The 13,183-nt window shown below is 67.9% G+C and carries 14 protein-coding genes; 7 read left to right on the plus strand and 7 right to left on the minus strand.

Going from position 1 to position 13,183, the window contains the following annotated elements:
* Positions 1–38: 38 nt before the first annotated feature.
* Positions 39–767 carry a glycosyltransferase family 2 protein gene (locus RT123_RS00175; RefSeq protein ID WP_066553941.1) on the minus strand — a complete coding sequence of 243 codons (729 nt, stop codon included), beginning with the start codon at positions 765–767 and terminating at the stop codon, positions 39–41.
* A gap of 76 nt (positions 768–843) precedes the next feature.
* Between RT123_RS00175 and RT123_RS00180 the strand changes: the two genes are divergently transcribed.
* From RT123_RS00180 to RT123_RS00190, 3 genes are all read left to right on the plus strand, one after another.
* Positions 844–2,544 carry a glycosyltransferase family 39 protein gene (locus RT123_RS00180; protein WP_313006867.1) on the plus strand — a complete coding sequence of 567 codons (1,701 nt, stop codon included), beginning with the start codon at positions 844–846 and terminating at the stop codon, positions 2,542–2,544.
* The gene (locus RT123_RS00185) at positions 2,544–3,458 is read left to right on the plus strand and encodes a hydroxymethylglutaryl-CoA lyase (RefSeq protein ID WP_313006869.1); all 915 of its coding nucleotides are present in this window, start codon (positions 2,544–2,546) and stop codon (positions 3,456–3,458) included. Before RT123_RS00180 ends, RT123_RS00185 begins: the two co-directional genes overlap by 1 nt.
* 83 nt (positions 3,459–3,541) lie before the next feature.
* Positions 3,542–3,967: a hypothetical protein gene (locus tag RT123_RS00190; RefSeq protein ID WP_066553946.1), complete on the plus strand. Its 426-nt coding sequence runs from the start codon at positions 3,542–3,544 to the stop codon at positions 3,965–3,967.
* A gap of 199 nt (positions 3,968–4,166) precedes the next feature.
* On the opposite strand, the gene RT123_RS00195 is transcribed toward RT123_RS00190, so the two are convergent.
* The 3 genes from RT123_RS00195 to trhA all read right to left on the minus strand — a co-directional run bounded on the left by RT123_RS00195 (position 4,167) and on the right by trhA (position 5,951).
* Positions 4,167–4,520, minus strand: a complete 354-nt coding sequence (locus tag RT123_RS00195) for a hypothetical protein (RefSeq protein WP_313006872.1) — start codon at positions 4,518–4,520, stop codon at positions 4,167–4,169.
* On the minus strand, positions 4,517–5,146 hold the full coding sequence (gene phaR, locus RT123_RS00200; RefSeq protein ID WP_313006873.1) for a polyhydroxyalkanoate synthesis repressor PhaR: 630 nt from the start codon (positions 5,144–5,146) through the stop codon (positions 4,517–4,519). The genes RT123_RS00195 and phaR overlap by 4 nt, the downstream gene beginning before the upstream one ends.
* A gap of 91 nt (positions 5,147–5,237) precedes the next feature.
* A complete protein-coding gene (gene trhA / locus RT123_RS00205; RefSeq protein WP_307508557.1) occupies positions 5,238–5,951 on the minus strand; it encodes a PAQR family membrane homeostasis protein TrhA in 714 nt (237 codons plus the stop codon).
* 160 nt (positions 5,952–6,111) lie between these two features.
* On the opposite strand from trhA, the gene RT123_RS00210 reads away from it, so the two are divergent.
* On the plus strand, positions 6,112–7,287 hold the full coding sequence (locus tag RT123_RS00210; protein WP_313006876.1) for an acetyl-CoA C-acetyltransferase: 1,176 nt from the start codon (positions 6,112–6,114) through the stop codon (positions 7,285–7,287).
* A gap of 45 nt (positions 7,288–7,332) precedes the next feature.
* Here RT123_RS00210 and RT123_RS00215 read toward each other — a convergent pair whose 3' ends face one another.
* Together RT123_RS00215 and htpX are read right to left on the minus strand one after the other, a co-directional pair.
* Positions 7,333–8,940, minus strand: a complete 1,608-nt coding sequence (locus RT123_RS00215; protein ID WP_313006878.1) for a M20/M25/M40 family metallo-hydrolase — start codon at positions 8,938–8,940, stop codon at positions 7,333–7,335.
* Positions 8,941–9,060: 120 nt separating this feature from the next.
* Complete coding sequence (gene htpX, locus RT123_RS00220; protein WP_313006879.1) at positions 9,061–10,026, minus strand: zinc metalloprotease HtpX; 966 nt, start codon at positions 10,024–10,026, stop codon at positions 9,061–9,063.
* Positions 10,027–10,112: 86 nt separating this feature from the next.
* On the opposite strand from htpX, the gene RT123_RS00225 reads away from it, so the two are divergent.
* Both RT123_RS00225 and RT123_RS00230 read left to right on the plus strand, forming a co-directional pair.
* Positions 10,113–10,370, plus strand: a complete 258-nt coding sequence (locus RT123_RS00225; RefSeq protein ID WP_313006880.1) for a DUF1674 domain-containing protein — start codon at positions 10,113–10,115, stop codon at positions 10,368–10,370.
* Positions 10,371–10,468: 98 nt separating this feature from the next.
* Positions 10,469–11,626, plus strand: a complete 1,158-nt coding sequence (locus tag RT123_RS00230) for a hypothetical protein (protein WP_313006883.1) — start codon at positions 10,469–10,471, stop codon at positions 11,624–11,626.
* Positions 11,627–11,674: 48 nt separating this feature from the next.
* Here RT123_RS00230 and pyrF read toward each other — a convergent pair whose 3' ends face one another.
* Positions 11,675–12,403: an orotidine-5'-phosphate decarboxylase gene (gene pyrF, locus RT123_RS00235; RefSeq protein WP_313006885.1), complete on the minus strand. Its 729-nt coding sequence runs from the start codon at positions 12,401–12,403 to the stop codon at positions 11,675–11,677.
* A gap of 83 nt (positions 12,404–12,486) precedes the next feature.
* On the opposite strand from pyrF, the gene RT123_RS00240 reads away from it, so the two are divergent.
* Complete coding sequence (locus tag RT123_RS00240) at positions 12,487–13,182, plus strand: MarC family protein (RefSeq protein ID WP_313006887.1); 696 nt, start codon at positions 12,487–12,489, stop codon at positions 13,180–13,182.
* Position 13,183: the final 1 nt, after the last annotated feature.

Genomic DNA, 13,183 nt, shown 5'->3' on the forward strand with positions numbered 1-13,183 from the left:
CCTATCCTCTCTGCCAAGCAGGGAGGGTGTGGGCCGTCTCAGAACTCCGAAATCGCGCCTGGCTTGCGGGACCGCGTCTTCAGCCACATGACGCCCAAGAGGTCCGAGACCGACGCCCGCAGGCGGCCCCAGTTGGTGTATTTCGAGCGGCCGACCTCGCGGTGGCGGTGGTCCACGTCGAGATATTGGTTCTTAAACCCCTCGCGGATCATCAGCGCCGGCAGGTAGCGGTGGATGTGATCGAAGTAGGGCAGGCGCAGGAAGACGTCGCGGCGGAAGGCCTTCAGTCCACAGCCGGTGTCGTCGGCGTCGTCGCCCAACAGTTTGCGGCGGATGCGGTTGGCCCAGATGGAGGCCTGGCGTTTGGCCTCGGTGTCCTGACGTTTGGCGCGACGGCCGCCGACCAGGCCCACGTCGCCGGGGGCGGACAGAAGCGCATCGACCAGGCGGGGCGCATCGGCCGGCGGGTTCTGGCCGTCGCCGTCCATCGTCACCACGACCGGCGCGCGCGCGGCCAGGACGCCGGTGCGGACCGCGCGGCTCTGGCCAGCATTGGTCCCGTGAGCCAGGACGCGCAGGGCCGGCAGTTCGGCCATGGCGGCCTTCAACTCGGCCAAGGTCGCATCCTTGGACGCATCGTCCACGAAGATCATCTCGTACGAACGGCCGGCGAAGGCGGCGGCGATCTCGCGCGCCAGGGGCACGGCGGCGCCCGCCTCGTCATGGACGGGAACGACGACGGAGATTTCGGGCGTTTCGGCGGTCATCGGCGCTCCATAGAGGATAACGAGAGCTTAGGGGAGACGGCTGACGCAGGCGTAGTCGCCGTGTAAGGAGTCTGGAATGAAGACTTTCGATCTGGATGGCCGCATCGCCGGCTGGCGCGGGCCGGTTCTCGCGGCCCTGCTGACGTTGATCGCCGGCCTGCCGGGCCTGCTGCTGCTGCCGCCGCTGGATCGCGACGAGAGCCGGTTCGCCCAGGCCACGTCCCAGATGCTGGAAAGCGGCGACTATGTCGACATCCGATATCAGGACGAGCCGCGCTGGAAGAAGCCGGTCGGCATCTACTGGATGCAGGCGATCGCCGTGGGTCTGACCTCGGATGTCGAGGGCCGTGAAATCGCGCCCTATCGCATCCCCTCCCTGCTGGGCGCCATGCTGGCGGCCTGGGCCGTGGCCTGGGCCGGCTCGGCCATGCTGGGCGGGCGGGTCGGCTTCTTCGGCGGGGCCATCATGGGGGCGACCTTCCTGCTGTCGACCGAGGCGGGGATCGCCAAGACCGACGCCATGCTGTGCGGCGCGACGACCCTGGCCATGGCGGCGCTGGCGCGCATCTATATGGCGACGAAGGCGGGCGAACGCCCAATCCGGCCGCACAAGCTGCTGTTCTGGATCGGGATCGGTCTGTCGATCCTGATCAAGGGACCGATCGGGTTTCTGGTCGTGGCCCTGGCGATCATCGCCCTGTCGATCTGGGATCGGAACATCAAATGGCTGTATCGCCTCGGCTGGGGTTGGGGCCTGCCGCTGGTCGCCCTGATGGTCGGACCGTGGGCCATCGCCATCACCATCGCCACCGACGGCGGTTTCTGGCGCGAGGCCATCGGCGGGGACCTGGCGCCCAAGATCGCCGGGGCGCACGAAAGCCATTCGGGCTTCCCCGGCATGTATCTGCTGCTGGCGCCCCTGCTGTTCTTCCCTTCGACCCTTTTGTTGCCCGCCGCCGTCTCGACGGGGTGGAGCCGACGGGCCGAGCCGGCGATCCGGTTCCTGGTCTGCTGGCTGGTCCCGGGCTGGCTGATGTTCGAACTGGCGCCGACCAAGCTGTGGCACTACACCCTGCCGACCTTTGGGGCGCTAGCCCTGCTGGCGGCCGCCGCCCTAGCCCAACCCATCGGCAAGGTTTCGCGCATCACCGGGGCGGTCCTGGGCGCGTTCGCGGCTCTGCTGATCATCGGCATCACCGTTTATGGACTGACGGTCTATGGCACCTCGACGGCCCAGACCTGGGCGGCGCTGACAGTGGTCATGGCGCTGGCGGCGGGGGCGATGGGGGGCTTCCTTCTGCTGAACCGCGCGCCGGTCGCAGCGCTGGTCGCCTCGCTGGCGTTCGGGATCGTGGCGCATGCGGCCCTGTCGGGCACGATCCGCCAACTACGACCCCTGGCCATCGCGCCCCAGCTTGAAAAGGCGCTGGAGGCGGCGGACCTGCATCCGCGTCAGGGCCGCACGCCGGGGCCGGTGGCGATCACCGGCTTCCATGAACCCAGCTTCGTCTTCCTGACCGGACGCGACACCGACCTGACCGACGCCCAAGGCGCGGCCGAGGCCCTGGCCGAAGGGCGGCCCGCCATCGTCGAAGGACGCGACGCCGACGCCTTCCGTGCGGCGGCGGCGCGTCTTGGCGTGTCCGGTCGCGCGGTCGGGACGGTCAACGGCTACAACTATTCGGCGGGCGATCCGGTCAGCCTGACCGTCTATGCGCCGCCGCCCCGAAACGGGAACGGGAACGGGAACGGGAACGCCGCAGCGGGAGCCGAGTGATGGGCCGCTTCATCCAGATCGTCGAGGTCGGGCCGCGCGATGGGCTGCAGAACGAAAAGGCGGTGCTTGAGCCCGCCGTCCGCGCCGATCTTGTGCGGCGGCTTGAGCAGGCGGGGGCGAGACGGATCGAGGCCGTCTCCTTCGTCCATCCCAAATATGTGCCGCAGATGGCCGGCGCCGAAGAAGTCATGGCCGCCCTGCCGCACGAGGCGGGGCGCAGCCGCATCGGCCTGGTGTTGAACGGTAAGGGCTATGACCGGGCGCTGGCGACCGGGGTGGACGAGGTCAATGTCTCGGTCGCCGCCACCGACGGCTTCGGTCTGAAGAACCAGGGCCTGGCGGTGAAGGATCAACTGACCATGCTGGGCGAGATCGTCGCCCGCCGTCACAACGCCGAGGCCAGCGAGGGCGCGCCGTCGCTGTCGGCCATGATCTCCTGCGTCTGGGGCTGTCCGTTCGACGGCGAGGTGTCGGTCGATCAGGTCGCGGACATGGTCGGCGCCATCGCCGATATGGGCGTCGGCGAGGTCGGGCTGGCCGACACCATCGGCGCGGGCGATCCCTGGGCGGTGACGAAAAAGGTCGAGGCGGCCAGGGCGGCCGCACCGGACGCGAGCCTGCGCCTGCACTTCCACGACACCCGCAACACCGGTCTGGCCAACGCCTATGCGGGCGTCGAGGCCGGGATTGACGTGCTGGACGCCTCGGTCGGGGGCATCGGCGGCTGTCCGTTCGCGCCGGGCGCCACGGGAAACATCGCCACCGAGGACCTGGTCTATATGTTGGAGCGGGCCGGGTTCGAGACCGGCTATGATCTGGACGCCCTGATCGCGACGGCGCGCTGGATCGGCGAGGCCATCGGCCGGCCGGCGCCGTCGGCGCTCAGCCGGGCAGGTGGATTTCCCAGGGCTTGAACCTTTGTGGCGGCGTTTCGAAAACGGCGCTAAATCAGGGTGAACAGGCGTAGCCGTTGGACCGGCTGCGAAGAGGACCGTCCATGCTGCTCGCCATTCCGCTGCTGCTGATCCCGGTGGTGCTCTACAATATCGTGGTGCTGTTCGGCGCGCCGAGCGGGGCGGGGATGGTGCAGGCGGACGTGCTGCTGCGCGATCCGCTGTTTTCCGTCACGATGACCTCGGGCGCGCAATGGACGATCGGATCCGGCGATCTGATCCTGTTTCTCGGCCTGATCCTGCTGTTCTTCGAGCTGGTGAAGTCCACCTCCAGCCAGCGGATCGCCATCATCAATCACGCCCTGTCGATGATCCTTTTCATAGGCGTGCTGGTGGAGTTTCTGCTGCTGCCGGGGTTCGCGACCTCGACCTTCTTTCTGATCGTGATCATGATCCTGCTGGACGTGCTGGCCGGGTTCATCGTGACCATCATCGCGTCGCGCAAGGACTTCGATTTCGGCGGGGCGTGAGCCCAACGGCTCTCCCCAACAACGGGCTCAAGTAGCGCGAAGCGCGATAGCCCTTAAGAAAAAGCCGTGAAGATCAGGGCGACGACGGCGACGTCGAAGGCTTTGGCGAGAAGGGCGAAGACGGCGGGCATGGGCGGGTCCGGCTGAGAGCGTTCTGCCTCGCCCCCAGCAAACCCCGTGCCGCCCGAGCGGCGTCAGCTCAGATGTCGGTCTTGGCGGTCTTGCCCGTTTTCGGACGACGCTCGGCCGCGCCCGAATATTCGGCTCCGAGGTAGGCGGAGCGGGCCGCATCCAGCACCGGCGGGCCGCCGCGCAGGCCGCGTTTCTGCCCGCTCTGGCCCATCTGCTGGGCGAAGAAGGCGGCGGCGCCGGGCTCGGGCGTCGGCAGGACGGCAGCTCTTGCCGGGGTCGGTTGGGGCTTGACGATCTCAGGCGCATCGACGGGGACCAGGGCGCGCGAGGCGGATCGGGCGCGCCGCTCGCGCTCGCGGCGTTCGCCTTCACGGCGATCCACCCGGTCCGGTCCGCCGACGGCCTGAATCCGGTCGGTCATTTGCTCTTGCCGCTCGCCAGTTTCTCGATCTGACGGCGCATCTCGTCCATCTGTCGACGCATTTCGTCCAGGGCGTCCGGCGCCTCGGGCGGCGGGGCCGGCTCGGCCTTGTCATCCGAGGCGGCGGGCGTCGGCTCCGCGCGGGGATAGGTGAAGGCCGGGAACATCTGCATGGCGCGCTCGAACATCGCCATATTGGCCCGCGCGGCGTCCTCCATCAGGGTCGCGCCCGCGCCAGTGCCGAAGGCGCGGCCCATCTGACTGGCGAACTGCTCCTGCTGGCGACCGAAGTTGGCCAACGACATCTCCAGATAGGAGGGCAGGACGCCCTGCATCTGACCGCCGTAGAAGCCGATCAGCTGGCGCAGGAACTGAACCGGCAGCAAGGCCTCGCCCCGGCTTTCTTCCTCGAAGATGATCTGGGTCAGGATTTGGCGGGTCAGGTCGTCGTTGGTCTTGGCGTCATAGACGACAAACTCGGTCCCCTCGCGCACCATGGTCGCAAGGTCTTCCAGCGTCACATAGGCGCTGGTCCGCGTGTTGTAGAGCCTGCGGTTCGCATACTTCTTGATGACGACCTGAGCGCTGTCGCCGGTCTTTTCACCCTTGGTCTTTTCGTCAGCCACGCTTGTTCTCGCGATGTTGCAACGCGTCACTATCCTCCGTTGCGACGCGATGCGCCAGAGGGGGAGAAAAGCGCCGGGACCGGACGGTCGTTCAGTGGCTCATGGCCGGGGCCAGCACGACGCCGACCAGAACCGCCGTCCAGTGGACCGTGGCGCCGGTGACGACGAAGCCGTGCCAGATGGCGCGGCGGAACTTCACGCGCGGGCTGATGAAGACAAAGACGCCGGCGGTATAGATCAGGCCGCCGATGACCAGCAGGGCCAAGGCGATCGGATGCACCGTCTCGACCATCGGCTTCAGCGCCGCGACCGCCAGCCAGCCGAAGACGACATAGACGCCGCTCCAGAACTTGTCCGAGATGCGCGGCGCCAACAGCTTCACCCCGGCGCCGAGGAAGGCCAGGGTCCAGATCAGGGTGGTGAAACCGATGGCCCACAGACCCTCGAACCGTTGGGTCGTGAAGGGGGTGTAGCTGCCGGCGATCATGAGGAAGATCGCCGCCTCGTCCAGTCGCCGCAGCACGGGCCGCGCGGCGCAGGGGTTGGTCCAGTTGTAGATGGTCGAGGCCGTCAGCATGCCGACGAGGCACAGGGCGTAGATGGCGGTCGCCATCACGCCGCCGATCCCCGCATAGACCCCGGCCAGACCAGCCAGGATGATGCCGCCGACCGCCGCCAGCATCAGGCCGACGACGTGGACCCACAGATCCGCCAGCTTTTCCGCGCGCGTCGGATAGTGCTCGATCATGTCCAGCTCGTCCGGCGTGCAGACGTGGGTGACAAGACGTTTCAGCGTGCGCAGCATGGACCTTCCAATCCGTCGATCGCCTCTATCGTTCCCCAACAATGCGCCGACAGGGTGACGATTGGCTGAATCGCGCCCTGTCCATGTCGTCGCAGGTGACGAACGCGCTGCAATGCGGCAAAACGGTCACGCCGAGTTATTCTCCAAAGAGTGAAATCCCATGACCGACGTCGTCATCGTTTCCGCCGCGCGCACCCCGGTCGGCTCCTTCCTGGGCGCCCTGTCGTCGCTTCCGGCGTCCAAGCTAGGCGAGATCGCCATCAAGGCGGCGCTGGAGCGGGCCGGTGTCTCCGGCGACGAGGTCGATGAGGTGATCCTGGGTCATGTGCTGCAGGCGGCGGCGGGTCAGGGCCCTGCGCGCCAGGCCGCCGTGGGCGCGGGCGTTCGAAAGGAAGCCGCCGCGTGGAGCCTGAACCAGATCTGCGGCTCGGGCCTTCGCGCCGTCGCCATCGCCGCCCAGCAGATCGCTCTGGGCGACGCCAGGATCGTCGTCGCCGGCGGACAGGAGAGCATGAGCCAGGCGCCGCATGCCCAACAGCTGCGCAACGGACACAAGATGGGCGACGTCGCCCTGGTCGACACCATGGTCAGGGACGGCCTGTGGGACGCCTTCAACGGCTATCACATGGGTCAGACGGCCGAGAATATCGCTGAAAAATGGTCCATCAGCCGCGAGGCGCAGGATGAATTCGGTCTGGCCAGCCAGCACAAGGCCGAGGCGGCCCAGAACGCCGGCAAGTTTGATGACGAGATCACGCCGGTCATCATCCCCGGCCGCAAGGGCGATGTGACGGTCGACAAGGACGAATATATCCGCCACGGCGCGACGCTGGAGCTGATGCAGAAGCTGAAACCCGCCTTCACGAAGGACGGAAGCGTCACCGCCGCCAATGCGTCCGGGCTGAACGACGGCGCCGCCGCCCTGGTGCTGATGAGCGCCGACGAGGCCAAGGCGCGCGGGCTGGAGCCGCTGGCCCGCATCGCCTCCTACGCCACCGCCGGCGTCGATCCGTCGATCATGGGGACCGGCCCGATCCCGGCCTCCAAGAAGGCGCTGGAAAAGGCCGGCTGGGACGTCGCGGATCTGGATCTGGTCGAGTCCAACGAGGCCTTCGCCGCCCAGAGCCTGTGCGTGGTCAAGGAGCTGGGTCTCGACCCGGCCAAGGTCAACGTCAACGGCGGCGCCATCGCCATCGGCCACCCCATCGGCGCCTCGGGCGCGCGCATCCTGACGACGCTGCTGTTCGAGATGAAGCGGTCGGGCGCGAAGAAGGGTCTGGCGACCCTGTGCATCGGCGGCGGCATGGGCGTGGCCATGTGCGTCGAGCGCGCGTGATCCGATAAGAAGAAAAGGGGCGAGGTCTCCCTCGCCCCTCAAATCCTAGTCCGCCGCCGGATATTCGAACGGATCGCTCGGCGTGGGCTGGGTCGGCAGCGGCATGCGGGGCAGGGGTTCGTCGCGGTTGGCGGCGTTCAGCAGGAAGCTGGCCAGGATGACGGCCGCCTGACGCAGATCCTCGGCCTTCAGGTGGTCATAGCTGTCGATGCTGGTGTGGTGCAGACGGCTGGAATAGTCGAGCGGGTCCTGGATGAACTGATATCCCGGCACGCCCACGGTCTGCATATAGACGTGGTCGGTGCCGCCCGAGTTGCGCAGCGAGACGGTCGTTGCGCCCATGCTGGCGAACGGCGCCAGCCATTCCTGGAAGATCGGAGCGGCGGCGACATTGCCCTCGGCGTTGATGCCGCGGATCTTGCCCGAGCCGTTGTCCAGATTGAAATAGGCGACCAGATCGCGATAGCCGGCGCGCGGCTCGATCGGCCAGCGGCTGCGCCAGGTGCGGTTGTCCGGCAGGCCCGCCAGAGCCGGATCGTTCGACGCAGCCCGCGTCGCCAGATGACGGTCTACATAGGCCAGCGAGCCCAGGATGCCTTGCTCTTCGCCGTTCCACAGGGCGAAACGGATGGTGCGCTTGGGCTTGACGTTGAGCGCCTTCAGGATGCGGGCGGCCTCCATGACCACCGCGCTGCCGGCGGCGTTGTCGACCGCGCCGTCCGAGGCGACCCAGCTGTCCAGGTGGGCGCCGGCCATCACGTATTCGGTTCCGCGCGCCGTGCCGGGGATGTCGGCCAGGATGTTGTAGGCGTTGACGTCCTCGTCGTGGAAGCGGACCTCGCTCATCAGCTCCAGCGTCGGCGGCGCGTCGGTCAGGGCCAGGCGCGCCAGGCGGCGATAATCCTCGGCCGCCAGCTCCATCCCCGCCAGCTTGGGCGTCGCGCCGATCTGATAGGTGTAGCCCGTGCCGTGCAGTAGGCCGCCGTCACGCTGGGAAATCCGCACCCAGGCCAGGGCGCCCTGTTCGGCCAGGAAGGCGTCCAGTTGATTGGCGAAGTTGACGGTCTTCAGCGAGCGTTCGATGGCGGCCGGCGAATGCTGGGGCTGATTATAGGTGTTGCGCTCGGCCAGTTCGGCGCTGGTCCATCGGCGGAAGGCCGGCTCGGTCGGCTCCGACCCCGTGCCCGGCTGGGACAGCATGACGATCTTGCCTGACAGCTTGCCGCGCCACTTGTCGAAATCCTCGACCTTGGAGATCGGGGCCACGATCACGCCGCCGCTGATCACGCCATTGGTCGAGGGCGTCCAGGCCACCGGGATGGCGCGCAAATCCAGCGGGCGCGGCGCGGTCATGCGGGCGCTGGAGCGGACGATGGACCAGCCCCGGCCGAACTCGAACCCTTCGGCGCGCACGTCGGACAGGCCGTAGTCGCGGAACTGTTGCTGCGCCCAGCGTTCAGCTTCGCGCATCTGAGGCGAGTTGGTCATCCGCCCGCCGATTCGGTCGGTCAGATAGGCCGCGGTCTGCATCACCTGGCTGTGGTTCAGCCCTTGGTCGATAATGCCGTTGACGGCGACGCGGTCCACCGACTGGGCGGCGACCGGCGTGGCGAGAAGAGCGGCGGCGGAGACGAAGGCGAGCAGACGCGACATGGATTTCCCCAAGAAAGCCCGATGGCTGAACAGGGGCGCATCTGATGTGATCCGGTCGCGGAGTGCAAACCGCAAACGGCGTTCAGGCCGCGACGATCAGCCCCATGTTCACCCGCATCTTCACCCCCAGGGGCCGCGCGGCTCCGTCGGGGTGGTCGGGACGCCGGTGGTCGTGAAACCAGCGGCCGGTCGCGGCTGGGTCAGGTCCGGCGTTCGGGCGCGGGACTGCATGCCCATCTTCGCGCCCAGCTCCATCAAGGCCCGGACGCGGTTTGCCGTCGCCGGATGGGTCGAGAACAGATTGTCCGCGCCACGGCCCGCCAGCGGATTGATGATGAACATCTGACCCGAGGCCGGATTGCGCTCGGCCGTCTGATTGGTGATCCGCCGGGCGTAGGCGTCGATCTTCTGCAGGGCCGAAGCCAGGGCCTGGGGATCGCCGGCGATTTCGGCGCCGACGCGGTCGGCCTCATATTCGCGGCCCCGGCTGATGGCCATCTGCACCAGACCGGCGGCCATGGGCGCCAGCAGCATCAGGGCGATCGTGCCGATGATGCCGCCAGGCCGCTCGCGGTCGTTGCCGCCGAAGAACAGGGCGAAGTTGGCGAGCGCAGCGATGGCGCCGGCAATGGTCGCCGTCACCGTCATGATCAGGGTGTCGCGGTTCTTCACATGGGCCAGCTCGTGCGCCATCACCCCGCGCACCTCCTCGCGCGTCAGCATGTCCAAAAGGCCGGTGGTGGCGCAAACGGCGGCGTTTTCGGGGTTTCGCCCCGTGGCGAAGGCGTTGGGCTGATCATTGGGGATGATGGCGACCTGCGGCTGGGGCAGGCCGGCGTCGCGGGCCATCTGGCGCACGTCGGCGACATAGTTGCGGACCACGGCGTTGGGGTGCTGCTCGTCGACCGGCTGGGCCCGGTACATCTTCAGCACGATCTTGTCGGCGTTCCAGTAGCTGAACAGATTCATCCCGCCCGCGAGCAGCAGGGCGATCGCCATGCCGGGGCCGCGACCGATCATATAGCCGACCCCTGCGAACAGGGCCGTCATCGCCGCCAACAGAATGAAGGTCTTCAGATGGTTCATCGCGGTTCCATTCCCGATCCGTCTGGCGTCACGGGCTTGAACCTCTATTTGAGAGAAGGCGCATCAAGCCTCAAGGGAGCCGCCCTGTGACCGAACATCCCACCCTCGCGCCGGATGACGCCGACGAAACGCCGGTTGCGGCGCCCGTTTTCAATGCCGACGTGCCCCACGCCACGCCTGAACGGCCGCTCAGCGAGGCCGCGCGCCGCGCGCTTCAGGAAGCGGCGGATCGTCGCGCGGCGGAAACGACCTTTCAGGCGGACACGGAATACGGCGGCCCGACCGGTCCCGAACCGACCCGCTTCGGCGACTGGGAGAAGAAGGGTCTGGCGGTCGATTTCTGACTCGCCGAGCCTGCTGCGACGGGCGCAAAGGTTAACCACGCCTTAAGAAACAGGCGCCGGACTTGCCAGTCACGGGACAACTCAGAGGAGTCTGTCCCGTGACGATACAGTCGATACTTACCGCCGCGTCGGCGGCTCTGCTGCTCTCCGCAGCGCCCGCTCTGGCCGGTGGTCCCGGTCACGGGGGTTATGGCGGCGGCCATCCCGGCGGCGGCTGCGGCGGAGGATGCGGCGGCGGCGGTCACTATGGCGGCGGCAACTACAACGCCAACCACAACGTCAATGTGAACGTGAACGGCGGCGCCTACGCCAACGCCAACGCCAACGCCTATGCGAGCGCCTCCAGCTATTCGGCGAGCAGCGCCCGGTCCTATTCCAGCGCGTCCAGCTTCCAACGCGGCTATGTCGGCGGCGGCACGACCTACGTCGGTAGCGGCGGCTATTCGGACGGCTATTACGGCGGCGGCTATGTCGGCGGCGTCAGCGCGACCTCGGTTCTGGTCGGTCGCCCGCCGGTCAGCGCTCCGGTCGGTTATCCGGTCTATGGGTTCGGCCGTGACTACATCGGCTGGCGTCCGTATCCGGGCCGTCCGGTCGACTGCAACTGCCGCCCGCCCGTTCGCCCGCCGGTTCGCTACGAACACCGCTATGAGCAGCGTTACGAGCAGGGCTACGTCGATCAGCCGCCGGTCTATGTCCAGGCACCGCCCGTCCAGATCGCGCCGCAGCGCATCTATGTCGCACCTTCGCAGGTCAGCATGGCCCCGCCCCAGATCGAGATGGGACCGCCCACCTATATCGAACAGCCGCCCATCTACGTGCAGGCGCCGCCGGTGAACATCGGGCCGCAACGCGTTCAGGTGGCTCCGTCGCAGGTAAACCTGGCCCCGGCACAGGTCGATGTCGGCCCGCCCGTCTACGTCGATCAGGCCCCGGTCTATGTGCAGTCGGCGCCCGTCAACATCGGCCCGCAACACATCCAGGTCGCCCCGGCCCAGGTCAATGTCGCGCCCGCCCAGGTCGAGGTCGGCGGCCCGGTCTATGTCGATCAGTCGCCGGTCTATGTGCAGTCCGCACCGGTCAATGTGGCCCCGGCCCAGGTCTATGTCGCGCCGCCGGAAGTGAACACCGCCCCGCCGCCTCCGCCCCCCCCACCGCCGTCGGGCTACTACGGCGACCTGCCGCCGCCCGAGGCGCCCGCGCCCCACGCCCCGCCGCGTCATGGCTACGCCCAAGAGCCGGGTGAGCGCGGCTGATCGCCTCGCGCGAGAACAACTGAAGACGAACGGTCGCCCTGGTCTGTCTCAGATCAGGGCGATCTGCTGTGCGATCTCTTGCGCCGCCGCGCGCGGATCGCTCGAAGCCGTGATCGGCCGACCGATGACCAGATGGGTCGCGCCGGCCTGAAGGGCCGCCTGTGGCGTCGCCGCCCGCGCCTGATCGTCCAGCGCGGCGCCGACCGGTCGCACGCCGGGCGTGACGATCAGGAAGTCGGGCCGGCCCGCCTCGACCGCCAACGCACGAGCACGCGCCGCCTCATGCGGGCTGGAGACGACGCCGTCGATCCCGGCCTCAAGCGCCTGCCGCACGCGTCGCTCGACCAGATCGGCCGGCGACAGGCTGTGGTCGTCGGCGCTCAGATCCTCGGCCGTCAGGCTGGTCAGGACCGTAACCCCCAGCACCTTCATCTTCGAGCCCGCCGCGCCGCGCGCCGCCGCCGCCATGACCTGGGGCCGCGCATGGACCGTCAGCAGGTCGAAGTCGGCGCCCGCCAGATTGGCCGTCGCCTTCTCCACGGTCGCGCCGATGTCGTGCAGCTTCCAGTCCAGGAAGATCTTTAGCCCTTGCGCCTTCAGTTCGCGGGCCAGGTCCATGCCCCCGACCGCGAAAAGCTGCAGCCCGATCTTGTAAAAACCCACCGCGTCCTCAACCCGCGCCACCAAGGCGGCGGCCTCGGCCGTCGTCGGCACGTCCAGGGCGCAGATGATCCGCTCGTCGGGCGCACGATCGGAGGCGGTTTGGGGATCGGTCATCGACGGACTCGCGCTGAGCGGCTATGCCGGACACGAGGGCGCGTCGGCAGGGCGGCGTGATGGATTGAGGGCGAGGGCAGGCGATGAACGCAGTCGATTTGGGTGTCAACCTGTTCGTGACCCTGTTCGCCTTGCTGGACCCGATCGGCAATCTGCCGATCTTCGCCGCCGCGACGGCGGGGGCGACCCTGCGTCAGCGGATTTCGGTCTCGGCCCTGATCTGCGCCTTCGCCGCCGTCTTCCTGGCCTTCTTCCTGTTCACGGGTCTGGGCCTGTTGCAGTTCTTCGGCATTTCGCTGGCGGCGTTCCGCATCGCGGGCGGCATATTGCTGCTGTTCCTGGGTCTGGACATGGCCCGCGGCGACTTCCTGGCCATGTTCGCCGACAAGGATGCGCTGGCCGATTCCAAGGACGTGCGCGGCTATGCCCGCCGACGTTTCCAACGCCTGGTCGTGCCCTTCGCCATCCCGCTGATGATCGGCCCCGGCGCCATCTCGGCGGTCATCATCCAGGCGGGCGAGGCGGCCAAGCTGGGCTATGCCGGGACCATGGGCTCGCTGGTGGCGATCGCCGCGGCCTGCGCCGTCTCCTTCGTCTGTTTCGCCCTGACCGGGTCGCTCAGCCGCCTGCTGGGGGAGGTCGGCATGGCGATCATCGTTAAGGTGCTGGGCCTGATCCTGTGCGCCCTGGCGATCCAGTTCATCCTGCTGGGCCTGGGCGAGGCCATCCCCGGCATGATCTCCGGCGAGGTGACGACGCCTTATCCGGCGGCGAAATAGG

This window comes from Brevundimonas vesicularis, from assembly GCF_032067225.1.
GTDB classification, from domain to species: Bacteria; Pseudomonadota; Alphaproteobacteria; order Caulobacterales; family Caulobacteraceae; genus Brevundimonas; species Brevundimonas vesicularis_F.

What these genes read in the sequence shown, in the direction of transcription:
- RT123_RS00175 (WP_066553941.1), bottom strand. Translation starts at nt 767, where the DNA reads ATGACCGCCGAAACGCCCGAAATCTCCGTCGTCGTTCCCGTCCATGAC.
- RT123_RS00180 (WP_313006867.1), top strand. Translation starts at nt 844, where the DNA reads ATGAAGACTTTCGATCTGGATGGCCGCATCGCCGGCTGGCGCGGGCCG.
- RT123_RS00185 (WP_313006869.1), top strand. Translation starts at nt 2,544, where the DNA reads ATGGGCCGCTTCATCCAGATCGTCGAGGTCGGGCCGCGCGATGGGCTG.
- RT123_RS00190 (WP_066553946.1), top strand. Translation starts at nt 3,542, where the DNA reads ATGCTGCTCGCCATTCCGCTGCTGCTGATCCCGGTGGTGCTCTACAAT.
- RT123_RS00195 (WP_313006872.1), bottom strand. Translation starts at nt 4,520, where the DNA reads ATGACCGACCGGATTCAGGCCGTCGGCGGACCGGACCGGGTGGATCGC.
- trhA (WP_307508557.1), bottom strand. Translation starts at nt 5,951, where the DNA reads ATGCTGCGCACGCTGAAACGTCTTGTCACCCACGTCTGCACGCCGGAC.
- RT123_RS00210 (WP_313006876.1), top strand. Translation starts at nt 6,112, where the DNA reads ATGACCGACGTCGTCATCGTTTCCGCCGCGCGCACCCCGGTCGGCTCC.
- RT123_RS00215 (WP_313006878.1), bottom strand. Translation starts at nt 8,940, where the DNA reads ATGTCGCGTCTGCTCGCCTTCGTCTCCGCCGCCGCTCTTCTCGCCACG.
- htpX (WP_313006879.1), bottom strand. Translation starts at nt 10,026, where the DNA reads ATGAACCATCTGAAGACCTTCATTCTGTTGGCGGCGATGACGGCCCTG.
- pyrF (WP_313006885.1), bottom strand. Translation starts at nt 12,403, where the DNA reads ATGACCGATCCCCAAACCGCCTCCGATCGTGCGCCCGACGAGCGGATC.
- RT123_RS00240 (WP_313006887.1), top strand. Translation starts at nt 12,487, where the DNA reads ATGAACGCAGTCGATTTGGGTGTCAACCTGTTCGTGACCCTGTTCGCC.